Source organism: Streptomyces sp. MH60 (assembly GCF_002939385.1).
Lineage (GTDB): Bacteria > Actinomycetota > Actinomycetes > Streptomycetales > Streptomycetaceae > Streptomyces.
Genome location: NZ_MULI01000084.1, coordinates 1 through 20,343 on the forward strand (window position 1 = coordinate 1; position 20,343 = coordinate 20,343).

The 20,343-nt window shown below is 71.4% G+C and carries 18 protein-coding genes; 4 read left to right on the forward strand and 14 right to left on the reverse strand.

The annotated features are described in order from the left end of the window. Nucleotides 1–240: 240 nt before the first annotated feature. Both BZZ08_RS32595 and BZZ08_RS32600 read left to right on the forward strand, forming a co-directional pair. Entirely contained in the window at nt 241–1,041 is an 801-nt protein-coding gene (locus tag BZZ08_RS32595; protein ID WP_104635821.1) for a DsbA family protein, read from the forward strand. Between the two features lie 83 nt (nt 1,042–1,124). After that, nucleotides 1,125–2,816, forward strand: a complete 1,692-nt coding sequence (locus BZZ08_RS32600) for an alkaline phosphatase D family protein (RefSeq protein ID WP_104635804.1) — start codon at nt 1,125–1,127, stop codon at nt 2,814–2,816. Here the strand turns inward: BZZ08_RS32600 and BZZ08_RS32605 are convergent. Next, nucleotides 2,801–3,391, reverse strand: a complete 591-nt coding sequence (locus tag BZZ08_RS32605; RefSeq protein ID WP_104635822.1) for a dienelactone hydrolase family protein — start codon at nt 3,389–3,391, stop codon at nt 2,801–2,803. The two genes, BZZ08_RS32600 and BZZ08_RS32605, sit on opposite strands and share 16 nt — an antisense overlap. A gap of 105 nt (nt 3,392–3,496) precedes the next feature. Between BZZ08_RS32605 and BZZ08_RS32610 the strand changes: the two genes are divergently transcribed. Further along, nucleotides 3,497–4,645: a mechanosensitive ion channel family protein gene (locus BZZ08_RS32610; RefSeq protein ID WP_104635805.1), complete on the forward strand. Its 1,149-nt coding sequence runs from the start codon at nt 3,497–3,499 to the stop codon at nt 4,643–4,645. Nucleotides 4,646–4,669: 24 nt separating this feature from the next. Here BZZ08_RS32610 and BZZ08_RS32615 read toward each other — a convergent pair whose 3' ends face one another. The 5 genes from BZZ08_RS32615 to BZZ08_RS32635 form a co-directional block, all read right to left on the reverse strand. Next, nucleotides 4,670–6,256: a Na+/H+ antiporter gene (locus BZZ08_RS32615; protein WP_104635823.1), complete on the reverse strand. Its 1,587-nt coding sequence runs from the start codon at nt 6,254–6,256 to the stop codon at nt 4,670–4,672. Nucleotides 6,257–6,359: 103 nt separating this feature from the next. Continuing rightward, nucleotides 6,360–6,848 carry a GNAT family N-acetyltransferase gene (locus BZZ08_RS32620; protein ID WP_104635806.1) on the reverse strand — a complete coding sequence of 163 codons (489 nt, stop codon included), beginning with the start codon at nt 6,846–6,848 and terminating at the stop codon, nt 6,360–6,362. Further along, a complete protein-coding gene (locus BZZ08_RS32625; RefSeq protein ID WP_104635807.1) occupies nt 6,845–7,789 on the reverse strand; it encodes an RluA family pseudouridine synthase in 945 nt (314 codons plus the stop codon). Before BZZ08_RS32625 ends, BZZ08_RS32620 begins: the two co-directional genes overlap by 4 nt. A 77-nt stretch (nt 7,790–7,866) precedes the next feature. Further along, a complete protein-coding gene (gene lspA, locus BZZ08_RS32630) occupies nt 7,867–8,472 on the reverse strand; it encodes a signal peptidase II (protein ID WP_104635808.1) in 606 nt (201 codons plus the stop codon). Nucleotides 8,473–8,540: 68 nt separating this feature from the next. After that, on the reverse strand, nt 8,541–9,257 hold the full coding sequence (locus BZZ08_RS32635; RefSeq protein ID WP_104635809.1) for a TraR/DksA family transcriptional regulator: 717 nt from the start codon (nt 9,255–9,257) through the stop codon (nt 8,541–8,543). 549 nt (nt 9,258–9,806) lie between these two features. Here BZZ08_RS32635 and ileS point away from each other — a divergent pair. After that, a complete protein-coding gene (gene ileS / locus BZZ08_RS32645; protein ID WP_104635810.1) occupies nt 9,807–12,959 on the forward strand; it encodes an isoleucine--tRNA ligase in 3,153 nt (1,050 codons plus the stop codon). 147 nt (nt 12,960–13,106) lie between these two features. Here the strand turns inward: ileS and divIVA are convergent, their stop codons facing one another. The 8 genes from divIVA to murG form a co-directional block, all read right to left on the reverse strand. Further along, a complete protein-coding gene (divIVA, locus tag BZZ08_RS32650; protein ID WP_104635811.1) occupies nt 13,107–14,291 on the reverse strand; it encodes an apical growth/hyphal branching protein DivIVA in 1,185 nt (394 codons plus the stop codon). Between the two features lie 55 nt (nt 14,292–14,346). Further along, nucleotides 14,347–14,631 carry a YggT family protein gene (locus BZZ08_RS32655; protein ID WP_007448661.1) on the reverse strand — a complete coding sequence of 95 codons (285 nt, stop codon included), beginning with the start codon at nt 14,629–14,631 and terminating at the stop codon, nt 14,347–14,349. A gap of 81 nt (nt 14,632–14,712) precedes the next feature. Next, complete coding sequence (locus tag BZZ08_RS32660) at nt 14,713–15,354, reverse strand: cell division protein SepF (RefSeq protein ID WP_104635812.1); 642 nt, start codon at nt 15,352–15,354, stop codon at nt 14,713–14,715. Between the two features lie 128 nt (nt 15,355–15,482). Beyond that, nucleotides 15,483–16,202, reverse strand: coding sequence for a YggS family pyridoxal phosphate-dependent enzyme (locus BZZ08_RS32665; RefSeq protein ID WP_104635813.1), 720 nt, complete (start codon nt 16,200–16,202; stop codon nt 15,483–15,485). Nucleotides 16,203–16,208: 6 nt separating this feature from the next. Continuing rightward, entirely contained in the window at nt 16,209–16,937 is a 729-nt protein-coding gene (gene pgeF, locus BZZ08_RS32670; RefSeq protein WP_104635814.1) for a peptidoglycan editing factor PgeF, read from the reverse strand. After that, on the reverse strand, nt 16,934–18,136 hold the full coding sequence (gene ftsZ, locus BZZ08_RS32675; RefSeq protein ID WP_030186508.1) for a cell division protein FtsZ: 1,203 nt from the start codon (nt 18,134–18,136) through the stop codon (nt 16,934–16,936). Before ftsZ ends, pgeF begins: the two co-directional genes overlap by 4 nt. A 288-nt stretch (nt 18,137–18,424) precedes the next feature. Continuing rightward, nucleotides 18,425–19,219, reverse strand: coding sequence for a cell division protein FtsQ (ftsQ, locus tag BZZ08_RS32685; protein ID WP_104635816.1), 795 nt, complete (start codon nt 19,217–19,219; stop codon nt 18,425–18,427). 24 nt (nt 19,220–19,243) lie between these two features. After that, nucleotides 19,244–20,338: an undecaprenyldiphospho-muramoylpentapeptide beta-N-acetylglucosaminyltransferase gene (gene murG, locus BZZ08_RS32690; RefSeq protein ID WP_003976731.1), complete on the reverse strand. Its 1,095-nt coding sequence runs from the start codon at nt 20,336–20,338 to the stop codon at nt 19,244–19,246. Between the last annotated feature and the right edge of the window lie 5 nt (nt 20,339–20,343).

Sequence of the window (20,343 nt, forward strand, 5' to 3'; positions counted from 1 at the left end):
CGCGGCCGTGGGCGTGCGCCGGACCCCGGCGGTGCGCCGCCCGGCTCCCCCGGCCCGCCGCACCGCCGGCGCCCGCGAGCGGATCCTCACCCACTCCCTGGGACGTCGCGGACCGCCGTGCCCGGTGACCGCCCTCGTGTGATCCGGCACCCGGTCCGCACGAGCAGCACCGAGCACGGCAGTCCCCCCCATACGTACTTCCGCACACCCCGTGTGCGCGTCCCCGGAGAGATCACCATCATGAGCAAGCGGAACAGCCAGGCGGCGAAGACGGCGGCCCGTGAGCGCCTGCGCCAGGAGCGCGAGCGTCAGGCCAAGCGCGACAAGGTCAGGCGGCAGGTCATCGTGGCCGCCTCCATCGTCGGCGTGCTGGCGATAGCCGGCGGCATCAGCTACGCCGTCGTGCAGGGCAACAAGCCGAGCGGCTGGGACAAGGCCGCCGAGGCGAAGGTGGTGGCCCCGGCCAACACCTCCGGCAAGGACGGCACCACCGTCGTCATGGGCGAGTCCAAGTCCGACAACCTCATCCACCTCTACGAGGACCCGCGCTGCCCGGGCTGCGCGGCGATGGAGCAGAGCATCGGCGAGACCGTCAACAAGGGCATGGCGGACGGCGACTACAAGCTGTCCTTCACCATCGGCACCTTCCTCGACGGCAACCTGGGCGGCGAGGGCTCGAAGAACGCGCTGAGCGCGCTCGGCGCCGCGCTGAACGTCAGCCCCGAGGCGTTCGTCGACTACAAGACCGCGCTGTACTCCACCAAGTACCACCCGGAGGAGTCCTCCGACGAGTTCGCCAAGGACGACTACCTGATCAAGGTGGCGAACACGGTCGACGCCCTGAAGAACAACAAGAAGTTCCAGGACGCCGTGGAGAAGGGCACCTACGACGCCTGGGCGATGCGGATGAGCAAGTCCTTCGACAAGGCCGAGGGCGTCCAGTCGACCCCGACCATCAAGATCAACGACAAGGTGGTCGAGACCCCGAGCACGCCCGACGCGTGGCAGAAGGCGCTGAAGGACGCGGGCGTCACCAAGTGACCCGGTGATCGTCGCCTGACGAGTGGGCGAACTTTCGGGAGTTCGCCCACTCGCGCGCGTACCGATCAGTAACCTGATCGGCCGTGACCAGCCCACACAGAGCGTCCCCCCACCACTACGCCCCCGAGAACGCCGGGAACCCGGCGAACCTCCGTACCCCGAGCCGCCGTACGGTCGTCAGGGCCGCGGCGGCCGGTGCGGTCCTGGCCGCCCCGCTCGCGGCGGCGCCGCCCGCCGGCGCGGCCGACGCGGCCCCCGCCTTCCTGCACGGCGTCGCCTCCGGCGATCCCCTGCCCGACGGCGTCCTGCTGTGGACCCGGGTGACCCCGGCGCCCGAGGCCGTACCCGGCTCCGGTGCCGGTCCGGACACCGAGGTGGGCTGGCTCCTCGCCACGGACAAGGCCCTCACCAACGTGGTCGCCAAGGGCTCCGTCACCGCGACGGCCGCCTCCGACCACACCGTGAAGGCGGACGTCCGCGGCCTGGCGCCCGCCACGGACTACTGGTTCCGCTTCTCCGCGGGCCCCACCGACTCCCCCGTCGCCCGCACCCGCACCGCCCCCGCGCACGACGCGGCCGTCACGGGCCTGCGCTTCGGCGTGGTGTCCTGCGCCAACTGGGAGGCCGGGTACTTCTCCTCGTACCGCCATCTCGCCGCCCGCGGCGACCTGGACGCCTGGCTGCACCTGGGCGACTACATCTACGAGTACGGCACCGGCGAGTACGGCACCCGCGACACCGTCGTGCGCCCGCACGCACCGGCCCACGAGATCCTCACCCTCGCCGACTACCGGATCCGGCACGGCCGCTACAAGACCGACCCCGACCTCCAGGCCCTGCACGCCACGGCGCCGGTGGTGGCGATCTGGGACGACCACGAGTTCGCCGACGACACCTGGTCGGGCGGCGCCGAGAACCACACCGAGGGCGCCGAGGGGAGCTGGGCGGAGCGGCAGAGTGCCGCCAAGCGGGCCTACTTCGAGTGGATGCCGGTGCGCCCGGCGATCTCCGGCACCACCTACCGGCGGCTGCGCTTCGGCAGGCTCGTCGACCTCTCGCTGCTCGACCTGCGCTCCTTCCGCTCGCAGCAGGTGGCGCTCGGCGACGGCGAGGTCGACGACCCGGACCGCACCCTCACCGGCCGCGCCCAGCTCGACTGGCTCAAGGCCCGGCTCGCGTCCTCCGACGCCACCTGGCGGCTGGTCGGCAACCCGGTGATGATCTCGCCGTTCGCGATCGGCTCGCTCCCCGCCTCGCTGCTCGGGCCGCTCGCCGAACTGCTCGGGCTGCCGAAGGAGGGCATCGCCCTCAACTCCGACCAGTGGGACGGCTACACCGACGACCGGCGCGAGCTGCTGGCCCACCTGCGCGCGCACGCGGTCCGCAACACCGTGTTCCTGACCGGCGACATCCACATGGCGTGGGCCAACGACGTGCCGTACCACGCGGGGACGTACCCGCTGTCCGCCTCGGCGGCCACCGAGTTCGTCGTCACGTCGGTGACCTCGGACAACCTCGACGACATCGTGAAGGTCCCCGAGGGCACCGTCTCGGCGGTCGCGGCGCCGGTGATCCGGGCCGCGAACCGGCACGTCCACTGGGTCGACACCGACCGGCACGGCTACGGCGTGCTGGACATCACCGCGGACCGGGCGCAGATGGACTACTACGTCGTCTCCGACCGCACCGACGCGGCGGCCACGTCCGCCTGGGCCCGCTCCTACCGCACGCGCAGCGGCACGCAGCGGGTCGAGCGCGTCTACGCCCCGGTCTGAGCCTCCCGCAGGGACTCGAGGAAGCCGAGCGCCACCCGCCAGGTGGCCTCGGCCGCCTCGGCGTCGTAGTCGGGCAGCTCCGGGTCGGTGTAGAGGTGACCGGCCCCGGGATACCTGTGCACCTCGACATCGGCACCGATCCGGCCCATCTGGAGGTACCAGGCGCTCAGCCAGTCGTCCGTCTCGAAGGGGTCCGGCTCGGCCACGTGCAGCTGGACCGGCAGCTCGTCGACCGAGGCGTTGGGCGCGAGGTCCGAGGTGCCGTGCAGGAGCAGCAGCCCGCGCGCCCGGTGGTCGCCGAGGGCGAGGGTCTGGGCGATGGAGGCGCCGAGCGAGAACCCGGCGTACACCAGCCCCCGCTCCGAGTAGGGCGCGGCGGCCAGCACGGCCCGCTTCAGCAGCTCCTCCCGGCCGATCCCGTCCTGATGGGCCATGCCCTCCTCGACCGAGTCGAAGGTCCGGCCCTCGTAGAGGTCCGGGGTCCACACCTGGTGCCCGGCTTCGCGCAGCCGGTCGGCGGCCTGCCGCACCGCGGGCCTCGGGCCGAGGGTCGAGTGAAAGAGCACGATGTTCATGAGGCCATGGTGCCAGCCGGGTGTGACGGGGTCGCGCGCGGTGATACCCCGCACACGACAGAGGTCACAGGTTCACGACGCCCTGCGGCCGGTTACGTTCGAGGGATGGAGACGATACTCCGCCCGCTGATCGTGGTCGGCGGCTCGGTCCTGCTGACCCTGGTCATCGGCTGGGCCACCGACCTGTTGCTGCGCAAGGCCGACGGACGCCACCCCGAGACACCACTGTGGGGGCTGCTGCGGCGTGCCCGCGTGCCCTACCAGATCGCGCTGTGCTCGGGCCTGCTGAGAGGGTCGTACGTCGAGGCCGGGGTGTTCCCCGAGCACCGGACCGGGGTCGGCCGGACCCTGACGCTGGCGCTGATCGGCTCGGTGGCCTGGCTGGTGGTCCGGATCGCCGCGGCGGTCGTCGAGACGTCCTACTCCCGTTACGCGCACGCCCACGCCGAGCGGGACCCGGCCCGGGTGCGCCGGGTGCGGACCCAGGTGTCGTTGATCATGCGGGTGGTCACGGCGATCGTCGGCGTGGTCGCCGTGTCGTCGATGCTGCTGACGTTCCCGGCGATGCGCGCCGCGGGCGCCTCGCTGCTGGCCTCGGCGGGCATCATCGGCATCGTCGCCGGTGTGGCCGCCCAGTCCACGCTGGGCAACCTGTTCGCCGGGTTCCAGATCGCCTTCGGCGACATGGTGCGCATGGGCGACACGGTCGTGGTGGACGGCGAGTGGGGCACCGTCGAGGAGATCACGCTGACGTACCTGACCGTACGCACCTGGGACGAGCGCCGGATCACGATGCCGGTGTCGTACTTCACCTCGAAGCCGTTCGAGAACTGGTCGCGCGGCACCCCGCAGATGACCGGGACCGTGTTCTGGCACCTCGACCACTCGGCGCCGCTCGACGCGATGCGGGAGCGGCTGCGCGACCTGCTGCGCGCGTGCCCGGCCTGGGACGGGCGCAGCTACAACCTGACCGTCACGGACACCACCCCGACCACCATGGAGGTGCGGGCCCTGGTGACGGCGAAGGACGCGGACGACATCTGGACGGTGCGGGTCGCGGTCCGCGAGGGGATGATCCGCTGGCTGGCCGACGAGCACCCCCACGCGCTGCCGCGGGTCAACACGGCGGACGCGGCCCCGCGCCCCTCCCGCGACGGCCTCCCGCACGCCCGCCGCTCCCACGACGCGGACGCCCGGCGTCCGTCCGGGGCGGGCTCCCGCCACTTCACGGAACGGCCGACGAAGAGCCGGTGACCGGCGCGGGGGCGCGCCCGCGGGTCAGCGCAGGCTGCGTACGTCGAGGTGGCGCAGGACCCGGTCGACGATCTCCGGGTCGGCGCCGGGCTCGCTGCGGGCGGCCAGCACCTCGTGCCGGGCGGCGCTGAGCATCTCGCCCTGGATGCGCCGGACCCGTTTGATCCGCCGCGCCCGCTGCTCCTGCGCCTCCCGCCGCTCCTCGTCGCCGAGGTCCGGGCTGATGCGTATGCCGATGTCGAAGGCGCGCCGCAGCATCTGCTCGGACAGCTCCTCCGGCAGTTCCTCCACCGACTCGATCTCCTTGAGCCGCTGCTTGGCCGCCCGGGCCGCCCGCAGCGCCAGGTCCCGCTCGAACTCCTGCTCCCGCTCGGTGTCCGCCCGCACCCCGAGCCGGCCCACCAGCCAGGGCAGGGTCAGTCCCTGCAGCAGCAGCGTGCCCATGATCACCCCGAACGCGATGAAGACGATCTCCTCCCGGTGCGGGAAGGGCGCTCCGTCGTCCGTCTCCAGCGGGATCGCCAGGGCCAGCGCGACCGAGGCCACGCCCCGCATCCCCGCCCACCACATGACCACCGTCTCCCGCCAGCTGGTCGGGATGTCCTCGTCCTGGTCCCGCCGGGCGTGCAGCCGCTGGGTCAGCCAGGTGGCCGGCAGCAGCCACAGCAGCCGGACCAGGACGACCACGACCAGGATGGCCCCCGCCCAGCCGAGCAGTTCCGTCCACCGGCCGGAGGCGGTGCGGACGGCGTTGTGCAGTTCCAGCCCGATCAGTCCGAAGGCCACCCCGGTGACCAGGGTGTCGACCACGTCCCAGACGGTGTGTCCGCCGAGCCGGGTCATCACGTCGTCGGCGTCGGAGGCGTACTCGGCGAGGAACATGGCGGTGGTGAGCACGGCGAGCACGCCCGATCCGTGCAGTTCGTCGGCGGCGACGTAGCTCACGAACGGCACCAGCAGGGTCAGCCCGATCTGCAGCGTCGGGTCGCCCAGCACGTCCATGAGCTTGTTGGAGCCCCAGCCCAGGGCGAGCCCGATCGCGACGGCGACGACGGCGGACAGCACGAGGTCGGACCCGGCCCGCCACGGCGAGAAGGAACCGCCGACCGCGGCGGCGATGGCCACGTGGTACAGGACGATGGCCGTCACGTCGTTGAAGAGCCCCTCGCCCTCCAGGATGGACACCAGGCGGCGCGGCAGCCCCAGTTGCCCGGCGACGGCGGTCGCGGCGACCGGGTCGGGCGGCGCCACCAGCGCGCCCAGTGCGAAGGCGGCGGCGAGCGGCAGCCCCGGCACGATCGCGTGGGCGACGGAGGCCACGCAGACCATGGTGACGAGGACCAGCGCGACGGCCAGCAGGAAGATCGGGCGTTTGTTGGCCGCGAACTGCCGCCAGGAGGTGCGCCGTACGGCGGCGTACAGCAGCGGCGGCAGCAGCCCGGGCAGGATCAGTTCGGGCGGGATGTCGACGTTGGGCACGAAGTCGAGCAGGGCCAGGACGATCCCGAGGAGCGTCATCAGCACCGGCGCCGGCAGCCCGAGCCGGGCACCGATCGGGACGCTCAGCAGGGCCCCGAGCAACAGCATGAACAACAGGGCCAGCTGATCCACGGTCACCGCTCCGGTGGGGTCTAGGGGCTGTGGTCTGGGCATTCACCCGGCGAACCCCAAGCCTGCCACGCCACCCGCCGCACCGGCCGGTTCGGCGCCCCCGCTACAGGGAGCGCCGCATCGCGCGGTGGGGGATCCCGGCGTCGGGGAACTCCGGTCCGTACGCCTGGTACCCCAGTCGCTCGTAGAAACCCAGGGCGTGGGTCTGCGCGTGCAGGTCCACGGCGGTGAGTCCCCGCGCGCGTGCGGCGTCCTCGACGGCCCGCACCAGCGCGGCGCCGACGCCCAGTCCGCGGGCGGCGGCGGTCACCGCGAGCCGGCCCAGGGAGCCGACGGCCGGGTCGCCGTCGCCGTTCTTCGCGACGGCGGCCGCACCGTGCAGCAGCCGGCCGGTGCCGAGCGGCACGCCGTCCTCGCGGAGGGCCAGGACGTGCACGGCATCGGCGTCGTAGGCGTCGTACTCGATGTCCTCGGGGACCTTCTGCTCGGCGACGAAGACGTCCTTGCGGACGGCGAAGCAGGCCTCGCGGTCGGCGGGGTCCTCGGCGACACGCACCTCGTAGGCGGCCGGGGCCGGGCTCGGGGTGCTCATCCGTAGGTCTCCTCGCGGACCAGGTCCAGGGCCTGCTGGAGGTCCTCGGGGTAGTCGCTGGCGTACTCGACCCAGTCGCCGGTGCCGGGATGCTCGAAGCCGAGCCGCACGGCGTGCAGCCACTGGCGGGTCAGGCGCAGCCGCTTGGCGAGGGTGGGGTCCGCGCCGTAGGTCAGGTCGCCGACGCAGGGGTGGCGGTGGGCGGCCATGTGGACGCGGATCTGGTGGGTGCGGCCGGTCTCCAGCTTCACGTCGAGCAGGGAGGCGGCGCGGAAGGCCTCGATGAGGTCGTAGTGCGTGACGGAGGCCTTGCCCTCGGCGGTGACGGCCCACTTGTAGTCGTGCTGCGGGTGGCGGCCGATGGGGGCGTCGATGGTGCCGCTGGTCGGGTCGGGGTGGCCCTGCACGAGCGTGTGGTAGCGCTTGTCGACCGTGCGCTCCTTGAACTGGCGCTTGAGCGAGGTGTAGGCGCGCTCCGACTTGGCCACCGCCATCAGGCCGGAGGTGCCGACGTCGAGGCGGTGCACGATGCCCTGGCGCTCGGCGGCACCGGACGTGGAGATGCGGTAGCCGGCGGCGGCCAGTCCGCCGATGACCGTCGGCCCGTTCCAGCCCGGGGACGGGTGGGCCGCGACGCCGACGGGCTTGACGATCACGACCACGTCCTCGTCGTCGTGCACGATCTCCATGCCCTCGACGGGCTCGGCGACCACCTGCACGGGCGCGGGCGCCTGCGGCATCTCGACCTCCAGCCAGGCGCCGCCGTGGACCCGCTCGGACTTGCCGACCACCGATCCGTCGACCTGCACCTTGCCCGCCGCGGCAAGCTCCGCGGCCTTGGTACGGGAGAAGCCGAATATGCGGGAGATGGCGGCGTCGACGCGCTCGCCCTCCAGGCCGTCCGGCACGGGCAGGGTACGGATCTCGGGAATCGTGCTCACCCGTCGAGTATGCCGGACGGCCCGGACACTCCCGAACGCGCGCTCAGTCCGGGTGCCCGCCCAGTCCCCGTACCCGCTCAGTCCTTGTGGACGGTCCCGTCCGGGTCCAGGCCCCGGAAGGAGAGGATCACGATCAGGATGCCGCCGCAGACGATCGCCGAGTCGGCCAGGTTGAAGACGGCGAAGTGCTTGGGCGCGATGAAGTCCACGACCGCGCCCTCGAAGACGCCGGGGGCGCGGAAGATCCGGTCGGTGAGGTTGCCGAGGGCGCCGCCGAGCAGCAGGCCGAGCGCGATCGCCCAGGGCAGGCTGCGGAGCTTGCGCGCGAGGCGGGCGATCACGACGATCACGGCCGCCGCGATCACCGTGAAGATGATCGTGAAGGCCTCGCCGAAGCCGAAGGCCGCGCCCGCGTTGCGGATCGCGGCGAACCTCAGCCAGTCGCCGATGATCTCGATCGGCTCGTGGTGCTCCAGCTTGGCGACCACGATCATCTTGCTGCCCAGGTCGAGCAGGTAGGCGAAGACGGCGACCGCGAACAGCACGGCGACCCGCCGCTTGCCGCGAGGGCGCTCAGGAGCCTGCTCCCGCTTCCGCTCCTGATCGGCCGCGGGCCGCTCCCGCCCGTCCCCCGCCGCGTCCGGGGTGTCCGGAGTACCGATGATGCGCTCCGCCTCTGCCACGTGAGTCCCTCAGCCTAGGTCCTTGACTGAGCACGAGGGTACGGCACACTTCCCGTCCCGGCCTCGGCTCAGTACCGGCGCTCCTGCTTCTGCTTGCACTCGACGCAGAGGGTGGCCCGCGGGAAGGCCTGCATCCGCGCCTTGCCGATCGGGTTGCCGCAGTTCTCGCACAGGCCGTAGGTGCCCGCGTCCAGACGTTCCAGGGCGCGCTCGGTCTGGGTGAGCACCTCGCGCGCGGTGGCGGCCAGCGCCAGTTCGTGCTCGCGCGTGATGTTCTTGCTGCCGGTGTCCGCCTCGTCGTCGCCCGCGCCGTCGCCGGAGTCCCGCATCATGCCCTGCAACGACCGCTCGGAGGTGTCGATCTCGGTGCGCAGCCGGTCGGCCTCGGACTCCAGCCCGCCGCGTGCCTCCTCGACCTCCTGCGGGGTCCAGGGTTCCTCGCCGGGGCGTACCGCGAGGTCACCGGGGTCCGCGGCGGTGCCGCGGGCCTTGGGAACAGCGGTCTTGGCCGCTGTGGCCGTGCCAGGGGTCTTCTTCGCAACCACCGTCGTGGCTCCCGTCTGCTCCGCGGCCTCGGCCGCGCCCACTTTCTTGGCCGTGCTCTTCTTGGCCGTGCTCTTCGTCGTGCTCTTCTTCGCCGCGGTCTTCTTGGCCCCGGTCCTCTTTGCCGGGCTCTTCCCCGCCCCCGCCTGCTCCGCGGGGTCCTGCTCCGCGGGGTCCTGCTCCGCGGCGCCCTCCTCGGCGGCGCTCTGCTTCGCGGCCGTCGTCTTCTTCTTCGCCACCATGGCCGCGGCCCCTTCACATATTGTGATCTTGCGCGCGAATCGTGCTGGGACGATAAATCGACTCCGCCCTCGCGGCAACGGGGCACGCCGCCCGATTCGCCCGCCCACCGTGCGCCACGCGGCGAGCATGCATGCGTTGTGCCCAGCTCCCCGCCCGGTAATCCGCCGGAAGCCCCCCGGCCCGACGGCTCGGGACCCGGACCCGGGACGGCGGCATTCGGGTCACACCGAAACCGGTCGGCCGCTGTCCGCCCGGCGCCGTACACTGGGCGCAGCGAAAAGCGTGGATGGGGACGAGTAGCGGCGTGAGCAGCCCAGAGCGACCCGGGGACGGTGTGAGCCCGGGGGCCGGCGCGACGTGAAGATCACCCCGGAGCCGCCGGAAGAAAGCCGTGACGGGACAGTCGCGGCGAGTAGAACCGGCTCGCGACCCCAATGAGGGGGCTCACCGGAGCACACGACGCACCGGCGGGCCAAGGAGGGTGGTACCGCGGGAGCACGGCTCTCGTCCCTCCGACGGAAGGCAGCACGTCCGCCGGAGGAAGCTCGTTGAATACGCAGCCGCAGTACCGCCAGGTGCCCGCCCAGGTCGACCTTCCCGCGCTCGAACACGCGGTGCTCGACTTCTGGCGTGAGCAGAAGATCTTCGCCAAGAGCCTGGAGCAGTCCGAGGGCCGCCCCGAGTGGGTGTTCTACGAGGGCCCGCCCACCGCCAACGGCATGCCCGGCGCCCACCACATCGAGGCGCGGGTCTTCAAGGACGTCTTCCCCCGCTTCCGCACGATGCGCGGCTACCACGTGGGCCGCAAGGCCGGCTGGGACTGCCACGGCCTGCCGGTGGAGCTGGCGGTGGAGAAGGAGCTGGGCTTCTCCGGCAAGCAGGACATCGAGGCGTACGGCATCGCCGAGTTCAACGCGAAGTGCCGCGAGTCGGTGACCCGGCACACCGACGCCTTCGAAGAGCTCACGACCCGCATGGGCTACTGGGCCGACCTCCAGGACCCGTACCGCACGATGGACCCCGAGTACATCGAGTCCGTCTGGTGGTCGCTGAAGGAGATCTTCAACAAGGGCCTGCTGGTCCAGGACCACCGCGTCGCCCCCTGGTGCCCCCGCTGCGGCACCGGCCTGTCCGACCACGAGCTGGCCCAGGGCTACGAGACGGTGGTCGACCCGTCCGTCTACGTCCGCTTCCCGCTGACCTCGGGCCCGCTGGCCGGCGAGGCCGCGCTGGTCGTCTGGACGACGACCCCGTGGACCCTGGTCTCCAACACGGCGGTCGCCGCGCACCCCGACGTCACCTACGTCGTCGCGACCAACGGCGCGGAGAAGCTGGTCGTCGCCGAGCCGCTGGTGGAGAAGGCCCTCGGCGAGGGCTGGGAGACCACCGGCCGGTCCTTCACCGGCGCCGAGATGGAGCGCTGGACGTACCAGCGCCCGTTCGAGCTGGTGGAGTTCCCGGAGCCCGCGCACTACGTGGTGAACGCGGACTACGTCACCACCGAGGACGGCACCGGCCTCGTCCACCAGTCCCCCGCCTTCGGTGAGGACGACCTCAAGGTCTGCCGCGCGTACGGCCTGCCGGTGGTCAACCCGGTCCGCCCGGACGGCACCTTCGAGGAGGACGTCCCGCTGGTCGGCGGCGTCTTCTTCAAGAAGGCCGACGAGAAGCTCACCGAGGACCTGGACACCCGGGGCCTGCTCTTCAAGCACATCCCCTACGAGCACAGCTACCCGCACTGCTGGCGCTGCCACACCGCGCTGCTCTACTACGCGCAGCCGTCCTGGTACATCCGCACCACCGCCGTCAAGGACCGCCTCCTCCAGGAGAACGAGAAGACCAACTGGTTCCCGGAGGCGGTCAAGCACGGCCGGTACGGCGACTGGCTGAACAACAACATCGACTGGGCGCTCTCCCGCAACCGCTACTGGGGCACCCCGCTGCCGATCTGGCGCTGCGAGGACGACCACCTCACGGTCGTCGGCTCCCGCGCGGAGCTGACCGGGCTGTCCGGCACCGACCAGTCGGCCCTGGACCCGCACCGCCCGTACATCGACGACGTGACCTTCTCCTGCCCCCAGGACGGGTGCGGGAAGACGGCCACGCGCGTGCCGGAGGTGATCGACGCCTGGTACGACTCGGGTTCGATGCCCTTCGCGCAGTGGGGCTACCCGTACAAGAACAAGGAGCTGTTCGAGAGCCGCTACCCGGCGCAGTTCATCTCCGAGGCCATCGACCAGACCCGCGGCTGGTTCTACACGCTGATGGCGGTCGGCACCCTGGTCTTCGACAAGTCGTCCTACGAGAACGTGGTCTGCCTCGGCCACATCCTCGCCGAGGACGGCCGCAAGATGTCCAAGCACCTGGGCAACATCCTCCAGCCGATCCCGCTGATGGACCAGCACGGCGCCGACGCGGTCCGCTGGTTCATGGCGGCCGGCGGTTCGCCCTGGGCGGCCCGCCGGGTGGGCCACGGCACGATCCAGGAGGTCGTCCGCAAGACGCTCCTCACGTACTGGAACACGGTCGCCTTCCAGGCCCTGTACGCCCGCACCTCGGGCTGGGCGCCGAGCGGGGCGGACCCGGCCCCGGCCGACCGCCCGGTGCTGGACCGCTGGCTGCTCTCCGAGCTGCACGCGCTGACCGACCAGGTGACGCGGGCGCTGGACGCCTACGACACCCAGCGCGCCGGCAAGCTGCTGTCCGCGTTCGTCGACGACCTGTCCAACTGGTACGTGCGCCGCTCCCGCCGCCGCTTCTGGCAGGGCGACAAGGCGGCGCTGCGCACCCTGCACGAGGTCGTCGAGACGGTCACCAAGCTGATGGCGCCGCTGACCCCGTTCATCACCGAGCGGGTCTGGCAGGACCTGGTCGTGCCGGTCACCCCGGGCGCGCCGGAGTCGGTGCACCTGTCGTCGTGGCCAAAGGCCGACCTCACGGCGATCGACCCGGAGCTGTCGAAGCAGATGGTCCTGGTCCGCCGCCTGGTCGAGCTGGGCCGTGCCACGCGCGCGGAGTCGGGCGTCAAGACCCGGCAGCCGCTCAGCCGCGCGCTGATCGCGGTGGCGGGCTTCGACACGCTCTCCCCCGAGCTGCACACGCAGATCACCGAGGAGCTGAACGTCGCGTCCCTCGCGTCGCTGAGCGAGGTCGGCGGCTCCCTGGTCGACACGACGGCGAAGGCCAACTTCCGGGCGCTGGGCAAGCGGTTCGGCAAGCGCGTCCAGGACGTGGCGAAGGCCGTCGCCGCCGCGGACGCCGCCGCGCTGTCCCTGGCGCTGCGCGAGGGCACGGCCTCGGTGGAGGTCGACGGCGAGACCGTGACGCTCGCCCCCGACGAGGTGATCATCACGGAGACGCCGCGCGAGGGCTGGTCGGTCGCCTCCGACTCGGGCGCGACGGTGGCGCTCGACCTGGAGATCACGGAGGAGCTGCGCCGCGCGGGCCTCGCCCGGGACGCGATCCGCCTGATCCAGGAGGCCCGCAAGAACAGCGGCCTCGACGTCGCCGACCGGATCGCCCTGCGCTGGACGGCCACGGACCCGGCGACGATCGCCGCCCTGACCGACCACTCCGGCCTGATCGCCGACGAGGTCCTGGCGGCGGACTTCGCCCAGGGCGAGGCGGACGACACGTACGGGGAGCCGTTCACGGACGAGGGCCTGTCCCTGGTGTTCCGCCTGCGCAAGCAGGAGCCGTAGCCCGAACAGCACAGAGGGGCCCGCATCCCTGGACCGGGATGCGGGCCCCTCTGTCGCAGCGGCACCCCGCGCGGCAAAAGGGAGGGCCCCGGGTCAGAAACCCGGGGCCCTCCCTGAACGTTGCCGAAGGCTACGCCGTACTACAGATCAGTTGTCGTCCTCGTCGATCAGGAACCCGCGCATCGGCGAAGGCGCCTGCCCCATCGGCGACGGCCCCTGGGGCCGCACCGGTGCCATCGGCTGGGTCATCGCCGGCGACATCTGCTGCTGACCGCCGTAGGACGGACCGGACTGACCCGGGCCGTTGCCCATCGACTGGTTGCCGCCGTAGGACGGCGCACTGGCGCCGGCCGGTGCCATCGAGGGCGCCGGGGACGGCGGCAGGGAAGCCGTCGCGGGCGTGCGCGGCGGGGCGAGCGAGTCGTCCGCCTGGGTCTCCAGCTGGCGCAGCTGCGACTCCAGGTAGGACTTCAGCCGCGTGCGGTACTCGCGCTCGAAGCCGCGCAGGTCCTCGACCTTGCGCTCCAGCGTGGCGCGGGCGGACTCCAGGGAGCCCATCGCGACGCGGTGCTTCTCCTGCGCGTCCCGCTCCAGGGCGTCCGCCTTGGCACGGGCGTCCCGCTCCAGACCCTCGGCACGCGAACGCGCCTCACCGACGATCTTGTTGGCCTCGGAACGGGCCTCGGCGATCGCCTGGTCGGCGGTCTGCTGGGCCAGCGAGAGCACGCGGGCGGCACTGTCGCCGCCGGGGCCACCCTGACCGGGCATGCCGGGACCACCGGGGCCCTGCGGGCCGCCCATGGGGCCGCCCATCGGACCGTGACCCATCTGGCCCTGCATCGGACCCGGGCCCTGGCCCATCGGCCCGGGACCCTGGCCCATCGGGCCGGGACCCTGCGGGCCACCCTGTCCGCCGGGGCCGGCGGGCAGCTGCGGGGCACCGCTCGGCAGCTGGGGCGGGCCACCCATGGGGCCACCCATCTGCTGCTGCGGCGGGCCCGATATTCCGGCGGGCACCGGAGCGCCGGGACCTCGCATGCCCTGCTGCGGCATGCCGCCCTGCTGCGGGGGATGCCCCTGCTGCTGGTGCTGCGGCGGCTGCTGCTGATCCTGCGGAGGTTCCGGAGGCTTGCGCATGTTCTGCTGGTTCTGCGCGGCCGCGCGCGTCGCCGCGGCCAGCTTGGCGCGCAGGTCCTCGTTCTCGCGGAGCAGCCGGGTCAGTTCGGCTTCGACCTCGTCGAGGAAGGCATCGACCTCGTCCTCGTCATAGCCTTCTCGGAGGCGGACGGTCGTGAACTGCTTGTTCCGCACGTCCTCGGGGGTCAACGGCATCTCTTCACCTCAACGTTGTCGTCGGCATTCGGCAAGCCCGTATCTCTCTCATCGATCACAGCCGGCTCACGATCGAGATCAGGATGTAGACGATGATCATCAGTACGAAGAAGGACAGGTCGAGCGCCACGCCCCCGAGACGCAGCGGCGGGATGAACCGCCGCAGAAGCTTCAACGGTGGATCGGTGACAGTGTAGGTGGCCTCCAGAACGACCACCATCGCCTTGCCGGGTTGCCACGAGCGGGCGAACTGGAAGACGTAGTCCATGACCAACCGGAAGATGAGCACGATGAGGAAGCACATCAGCGCGATGTAGACGACATCCAGGACCACGCTCATGACCTGTGCTTCCCTCTCCCCTGAACCATCTCTCGGACCCTTCCTCGGGCCCGTGTTCTTGCTCTGTACCGGTGGTGCGTCTCAGCTCTGGTTGAAGAACCCGCCCTCTGCGATGCGGGCCTTGTCCTCCGCCGTGACATCGACGTTAGCAGGAGACAGCAGGAACACCTTCTGCGTCACCCGCTCGATACTGCCGTGAAGACCAAACACCAAACCGGCCGCAAAGTCGACAAGTCGCTTCGCATCTGTGTCATCCATCTCAGTGAGATTCATGATCACCGGCGTGCCCTCACGGAAGTGTTCCCCGATGGTACGGGCCTCGTTGTAGGTCCGGGGGTGAAGTGTGGTGATCCGGTAGGGCTCTCGTTCGGACACGACCTTGGGCATGATGACCGGTGCGCTCTTTTCCAGGCTTGCGCGTTCTTGTGTGATGGACGCCACGGGCGCGATCCGCGCCGGACGGCCGGATTCCGCCGCGAGCGAAGAGGAACGGGGCATCGGCTCGCGCTGCGCGGGCGGTTGTACGACTCGTACCTCTTCGTCCCTTTGGGGCTGATGCGCACCATGTGACTGGTGCGCCGGTTCGTGGCGCCGGTGATCCCGCTCGGGTTCCGGGTCCAGTTCGGGTTCGAAGTCGTCGTCGGGGTCGAACCCCCGGCCGTCGTACCCATCGTCCTCCACGAGGCCGAGGTAGACCGCCATCTTGCGCATCGCGCCGGCCATGCTCTGAGTCCTCCGCTCTGTGGTGGATCTGCCGACGACTCCAAGTGCCTGCGATCCACGAGGTCGTTGCGTCCGCCTTTCGGCGGTAATGACCATATTTTCTGCTGTGGTCCGACTTCTTGGCGACGTTACCCGAGCCTGGGTCGGACTCCGAGTACCGCAGTGCCGACGCGTACATGTGTCGCTCCGGCGGCCACGGCCTGTTCGAGGTCCGCACTCATCCCCGCGGAGACCATGTTCGCAGCCGGATGGGTTCGGCGCACGTAGGTCGACAAATCCATGAGGTGCTCGAACGCCGCCTGTTGGCGTCCCGCGTACTCGCCGGTGAGCGGGGCCACGGTCATCAGCCCGTCGAACCGCAGCCCGTCCGATCCGGCGACCAGGTCGGCCAACTCTTCGATTCCGGCGGGCGCGACGCCACCGCGCTCCCCGCGCCCGCTCTCCCCCGCGTCCAGCGCGACCTGGAGGAGACAGCCCACCTCGCGGCCGGCCCGTACGGCCTCCTTCGACAGGGCCGTGACCAGCCTGGCCCGGTCGACCGACTGCACGACGTCGGCGTAACCGACCACGGAACGCACCTTGTTGGTCTGCAGCTGACCGACGAAATGCCATGAAAGCGGCAGGTCGGAGCAGGCGGCGGCCTTGGGTGCCGCGTCCTGGTCGCGGTTCTCCGCGACATGGCGCACCCCGAGTTCCGAGAGAATGCGCACATCGTCCGCGGGGTAGGTCTTGGTGACCACGATCAGGGTCACGTCCTCGCGCGGGCGGCCCGCGGCCGCGCAGGCGGCGGTGATGCGCTCTTCCACTTTCGCCAGGTTCGCGGCGAGTTCGTGCTTACGGTCCGTCATGCCCCATCAGTCCAGCCACACATAGCCCGCGAGCCGCCCGGTGGTGCGGTCGCGTCGGTACGAGAAGTGGTCCGCCGACTCCCGGGTGCACACCGGCGACTGCGCCCGGTCGCGCACCCCGAGGCGCGAGAGCTGCGCGTGCACTCCGGCGCCCACGTCGAGCGCCGGAGTGCCCCAACCGGTGTCGGCGTAGGCGGCGGGCTCGACGGCGGCCACCTCGGCGCGCATCTCCTCGGGCACCTCGTAGCACCGGCCGCACACGGCGGGTCCGGTGCGGGCGACGATCCGGGCGGGGTCCGCGCCCAGTTCGGTCATGGCCCGTACGGCGGCGGGGACCACCCCGGCGACCAGGCCGGGCCGGCCCGCGTGGGCCGCGGCGGCGACGCCGGCGACCGGGTCGGCGAGCAGGACGGGCACGCAGTCGGCGGTGAGGACGGCGAGGGCGAGACCGCGTTCGGCGGTGACGACCGCGTCGACCCGCGGGACCGGGCGGTCTCCCCAGGGCGCGTCGACCACGGCGACGTCGGCGCCGTGCACCTGGTTCATCCAGACCACCCGGGCCGGGTCGACGTCCAGCGACTTGGCCGCCAGCTCCCGGTTGGCCGTGACGGCGGCGGGGTCGTCACCGACCGCGCCGCCGAGGTTGAGCTCCTCGTACGGAACGGCGCTCACTCCGCCCCACCGGTCGGTGAAGCCGAAGTGCGCGCCGTTCACGGTGTCGCGCTGTCCTATCACTTCAGGAAGTCCGGCACGTCCAGTTCCTCGGCCGCGCTGTCCGAGTAGGTCCGCGACGGCGGGACCGGCGGCGGCGAGACCGGCGGCAGGTCGGCGACCGGCTCCGGCGCGGGCGCCTGCTCGGGCTCCTCCTTCGGCTTGACGCTGCCGAGCGAGCCGAAGGACGGGCGGCTCTCGGACTGACGGGCCGGGGTGGGCTCCTCGCGCTTGGCCGAGGAGGACCCGAGGACGTTGTCCCGCTTGGACGGCGGCTGGCCCCCGTCGAAGCCGGCCGCGATCACGGTGACCCGTACCTCGTCGCCGAGGGCGTCGTCGATGACCGCGCCGAAGATGATGTTGGCCTCGGGGTGGGCGGCCTCGCTGACCAGCTGGGCGGCCTCGTTGATCTCGAACAGGCCGAGGTCGGAGCCGCCGGAGATGGAGAGCAGCACGCCCCGGGCGCCGTCGATGGACGCCTCGAGCAGCGGCGAGGAGATCGCCATCTCGGCCGCGGCCACCGCGCGGTCGTCGCCGCGGGCCGAGCCGATGCCCATGAGCGCGGACCCGGCCTCGGACATGACCGACTTCACGTCGGCGAAGTCGAGGTTGATCAGGCCGGGGGTGGTGATGAGGTCGGTGATGCCCTGCACACCGGAGAGCAGCACCTGGTCGGCGGACTTGAACGCGTCGAGCACGCTGACCTGGCGGTCCGAGATGGACAGCAGGCGGTCGTTGGGGATGACGATGAGGGTGTCGACCTCTTCGCGGAGTTCGGCGATGCCGTCCTCCGCCTGGTTGGCCCGGCGCCGTCCCTCGAAGGTGAAGGGGCGGGTGACCACGCCGATGGTGAGGGCGCCCAGCGAGCGGGCGATGTTGGCCACGACGGGCGCGCCGCCGGTGCCGGTGCCGCCGCCTTCACCGGCTGTCACGAAGACCATGTCGGCCCCCTTGAGGACCTCCTCGATCTCCTCGCGGTGGTCCTCGGCGGCCTTGCGGCCGACGGCCGGGTTGGCTCCGGCGCCGAGTCCGCGGGTGAGTTCGCGGCCGACGTCGAGCTTGACGTCGGCGTCGCTCATCAACAGCGCCTGCGCGTCGGTGTTGATGGCGATGAACTCGACGCCCTTGAGACCGACCTCGATCATCCGGTTGATGGCATTGACACCACCGCCGCCGACACCGATGACTTTGATGACTGCGAGGTAGTTCTGCGGTGCTGCCACGTCGAAGGCCTCTCGCCTCGAGTTACGTGTCGCCCGGTCACCGAAGCTCTGATGCCCCCGCGACCCGACGACTGATGCCGATTGGGACGGTCCGTAGCGCCGACCCGAACCCTAACGCTGAAGTTTAGGGTTACCAGTGTGTCTGTTCCTTGGACTCTTCCGAACAGGACACTAAGTCGACAAGTGGCGCACGTTCAACGAACACGCCGAACCTCCCGTTTTTCTTTTCACCCTATGTGATCAGCCGTAGCGCTGCCCAACCAGGGTGCTGGCCTGCGCGTATACCCGTCAACTCCCCGATGACGCCGGGGCGGTGGGGACACTCACGTCGAAGTGCCGCGCACCCGGCGTCGCTTTCATCAGCGCGGTGAGCGCGCGGGCTTTGCGTTCACCCTGCTCGCCGCTCCCCCACGACACGGTCCTCCCGCCGCTCAACTCCAGCGAGATGTCGTCGTAGGAACGGACCTTGACGACCCGTGTGGCCCGGGCGACCTTGGCCGGGAGCCGGCCGGCCACCCGCACCGCCGCGCGCACCAGGCGGTCGTCGTCGAAGCGGCGCAGGCTCGCCGCGGCGGAGCCGGAACGGGCGGGTTCCAATTCCAGCGCGGGCACGCCTTTCGGAGCCTTGGAAATCGTGGCGAAACGGACGCCTTCATCGTCCACTTCCACGAAGTTTCGGCCCTTTTGGGCAATCAGGACCGGGGTACGCTCGGTCACTTTCAGTCCGATTCCGTGCGGCCAGGAACGCTCCACCTCGACCTCGTCAATGCGGGGCAATTTCCGGCGCAGCCGGGCCTCGACCGCTTTCGTGTCGACCGAGATCAGCGGGTCCCCGACCGGCACGTCGGCGGCCTCGCGCACCTGAGCGGGCGTCAGAACACGCGTGCCCGAGACGGACACGTCTTCGAGACGCGTCCAGTTCGAGCCGTAGAGCACCCAGACCGTTCCGCCCGCGACGAGCACGAGCGCGACGGCGAGGATGATGATCGTACGAAGGCGGGGCGGCCGGAAGCGGCGGGCCCGGGGCGGGCCGGACGACTCCTCCTGGCGTGCGCCGCGCTCAGCGGTGGTCGGTCCGGCCACTCCCCTGCCTTCCGTCAGACGTGTCTAGCGGCGCGCGCGGGCGGCGATCGCCTCGTACACCATGCCGACGAGGAGGTCGTCGGCGTCCCGGCGGCCGAACTCGGCGGCGGCACGGGACATCTCGTACAGCCGGTGCGGATCGGCGAGCACGGGCAGGACGTTCTGCTGGAGCCACTCGGGCGTGAGTTCCGCGTCGTCGACCAGCAGCCCGCCGCCGGCCTTGACCACCGGCTGGGCGTTCAGCCGCTGTTCGCCGTTGCCGATGGGCAGCGGGACGTAGGCGGCCGGGAGCCCGACGGCGGAGAGTTCGGCGACGGTCATCGCGCCCGCGCGGCAGAGCATCATGTCGGCGGCGGCGTACGCGAGGTCCATCCGGTCCAGATAACTTACCGGGATGTACGGGGGCATCCCCGGCATCTGGTGGACCTGCGGCAGTTCGTTCTTGGGGCCGACCGCGTGCAGGATCTGGATCCCGGCCTGCTGGAGCCAGGGCGCGACCTGCTGGATCACCTCGTTGAGGCGGCGGGCGCCCTGCGAGCCGCCGGTGACCAGCAGCGTCGGCAGGTTGGGGTCGAGCCCGAACATCGCGCGGGCCTCGGGACGCGCGGCGGCGCGGTCCAGGGTGGCGATGGAGCGGCGCAGCGGGATGCCGATGTAGCGGGAGTTGCGCAGCTTGCTGTCGGGAGTGGAGACGGCGACCTGGGCGGCGTAGCGAGAGCCGATCTTGTTGGCCAGACCGGGGCGGGCGTTGGCCTCGTGGACGACGATCGGCACGCCGAGCCGCTTGGCCGCGAGGTAGGCGGGCAGCGCCACGTAACCGCCGAAGCCGGCCACGGCGTCCGCCTTGGTGCGCTCCAGGATCTGCTCGGTCGCCTTGATGGTGCCGCGCAGCCGGCCCGGGACGGTGATCAGTTCGGGGGTGGGCTTGCGCGGCAGCGGTACGGCCGGGATCAGCGCCAGCTCGTAACCCCGCTCGGGCACCAGGCGGGTCTCCAGGCCGCGTTCCGTGCCCAGGGCCGTGATCCCCACGGTCGGATCCTGCCTGCGCAGGGCGTCCGCGAGGGCGAGCGCGGGCTCGATGTGGCCCGCGGTTCCTCCGCCGGCGAGTACGACATGCACCGAAA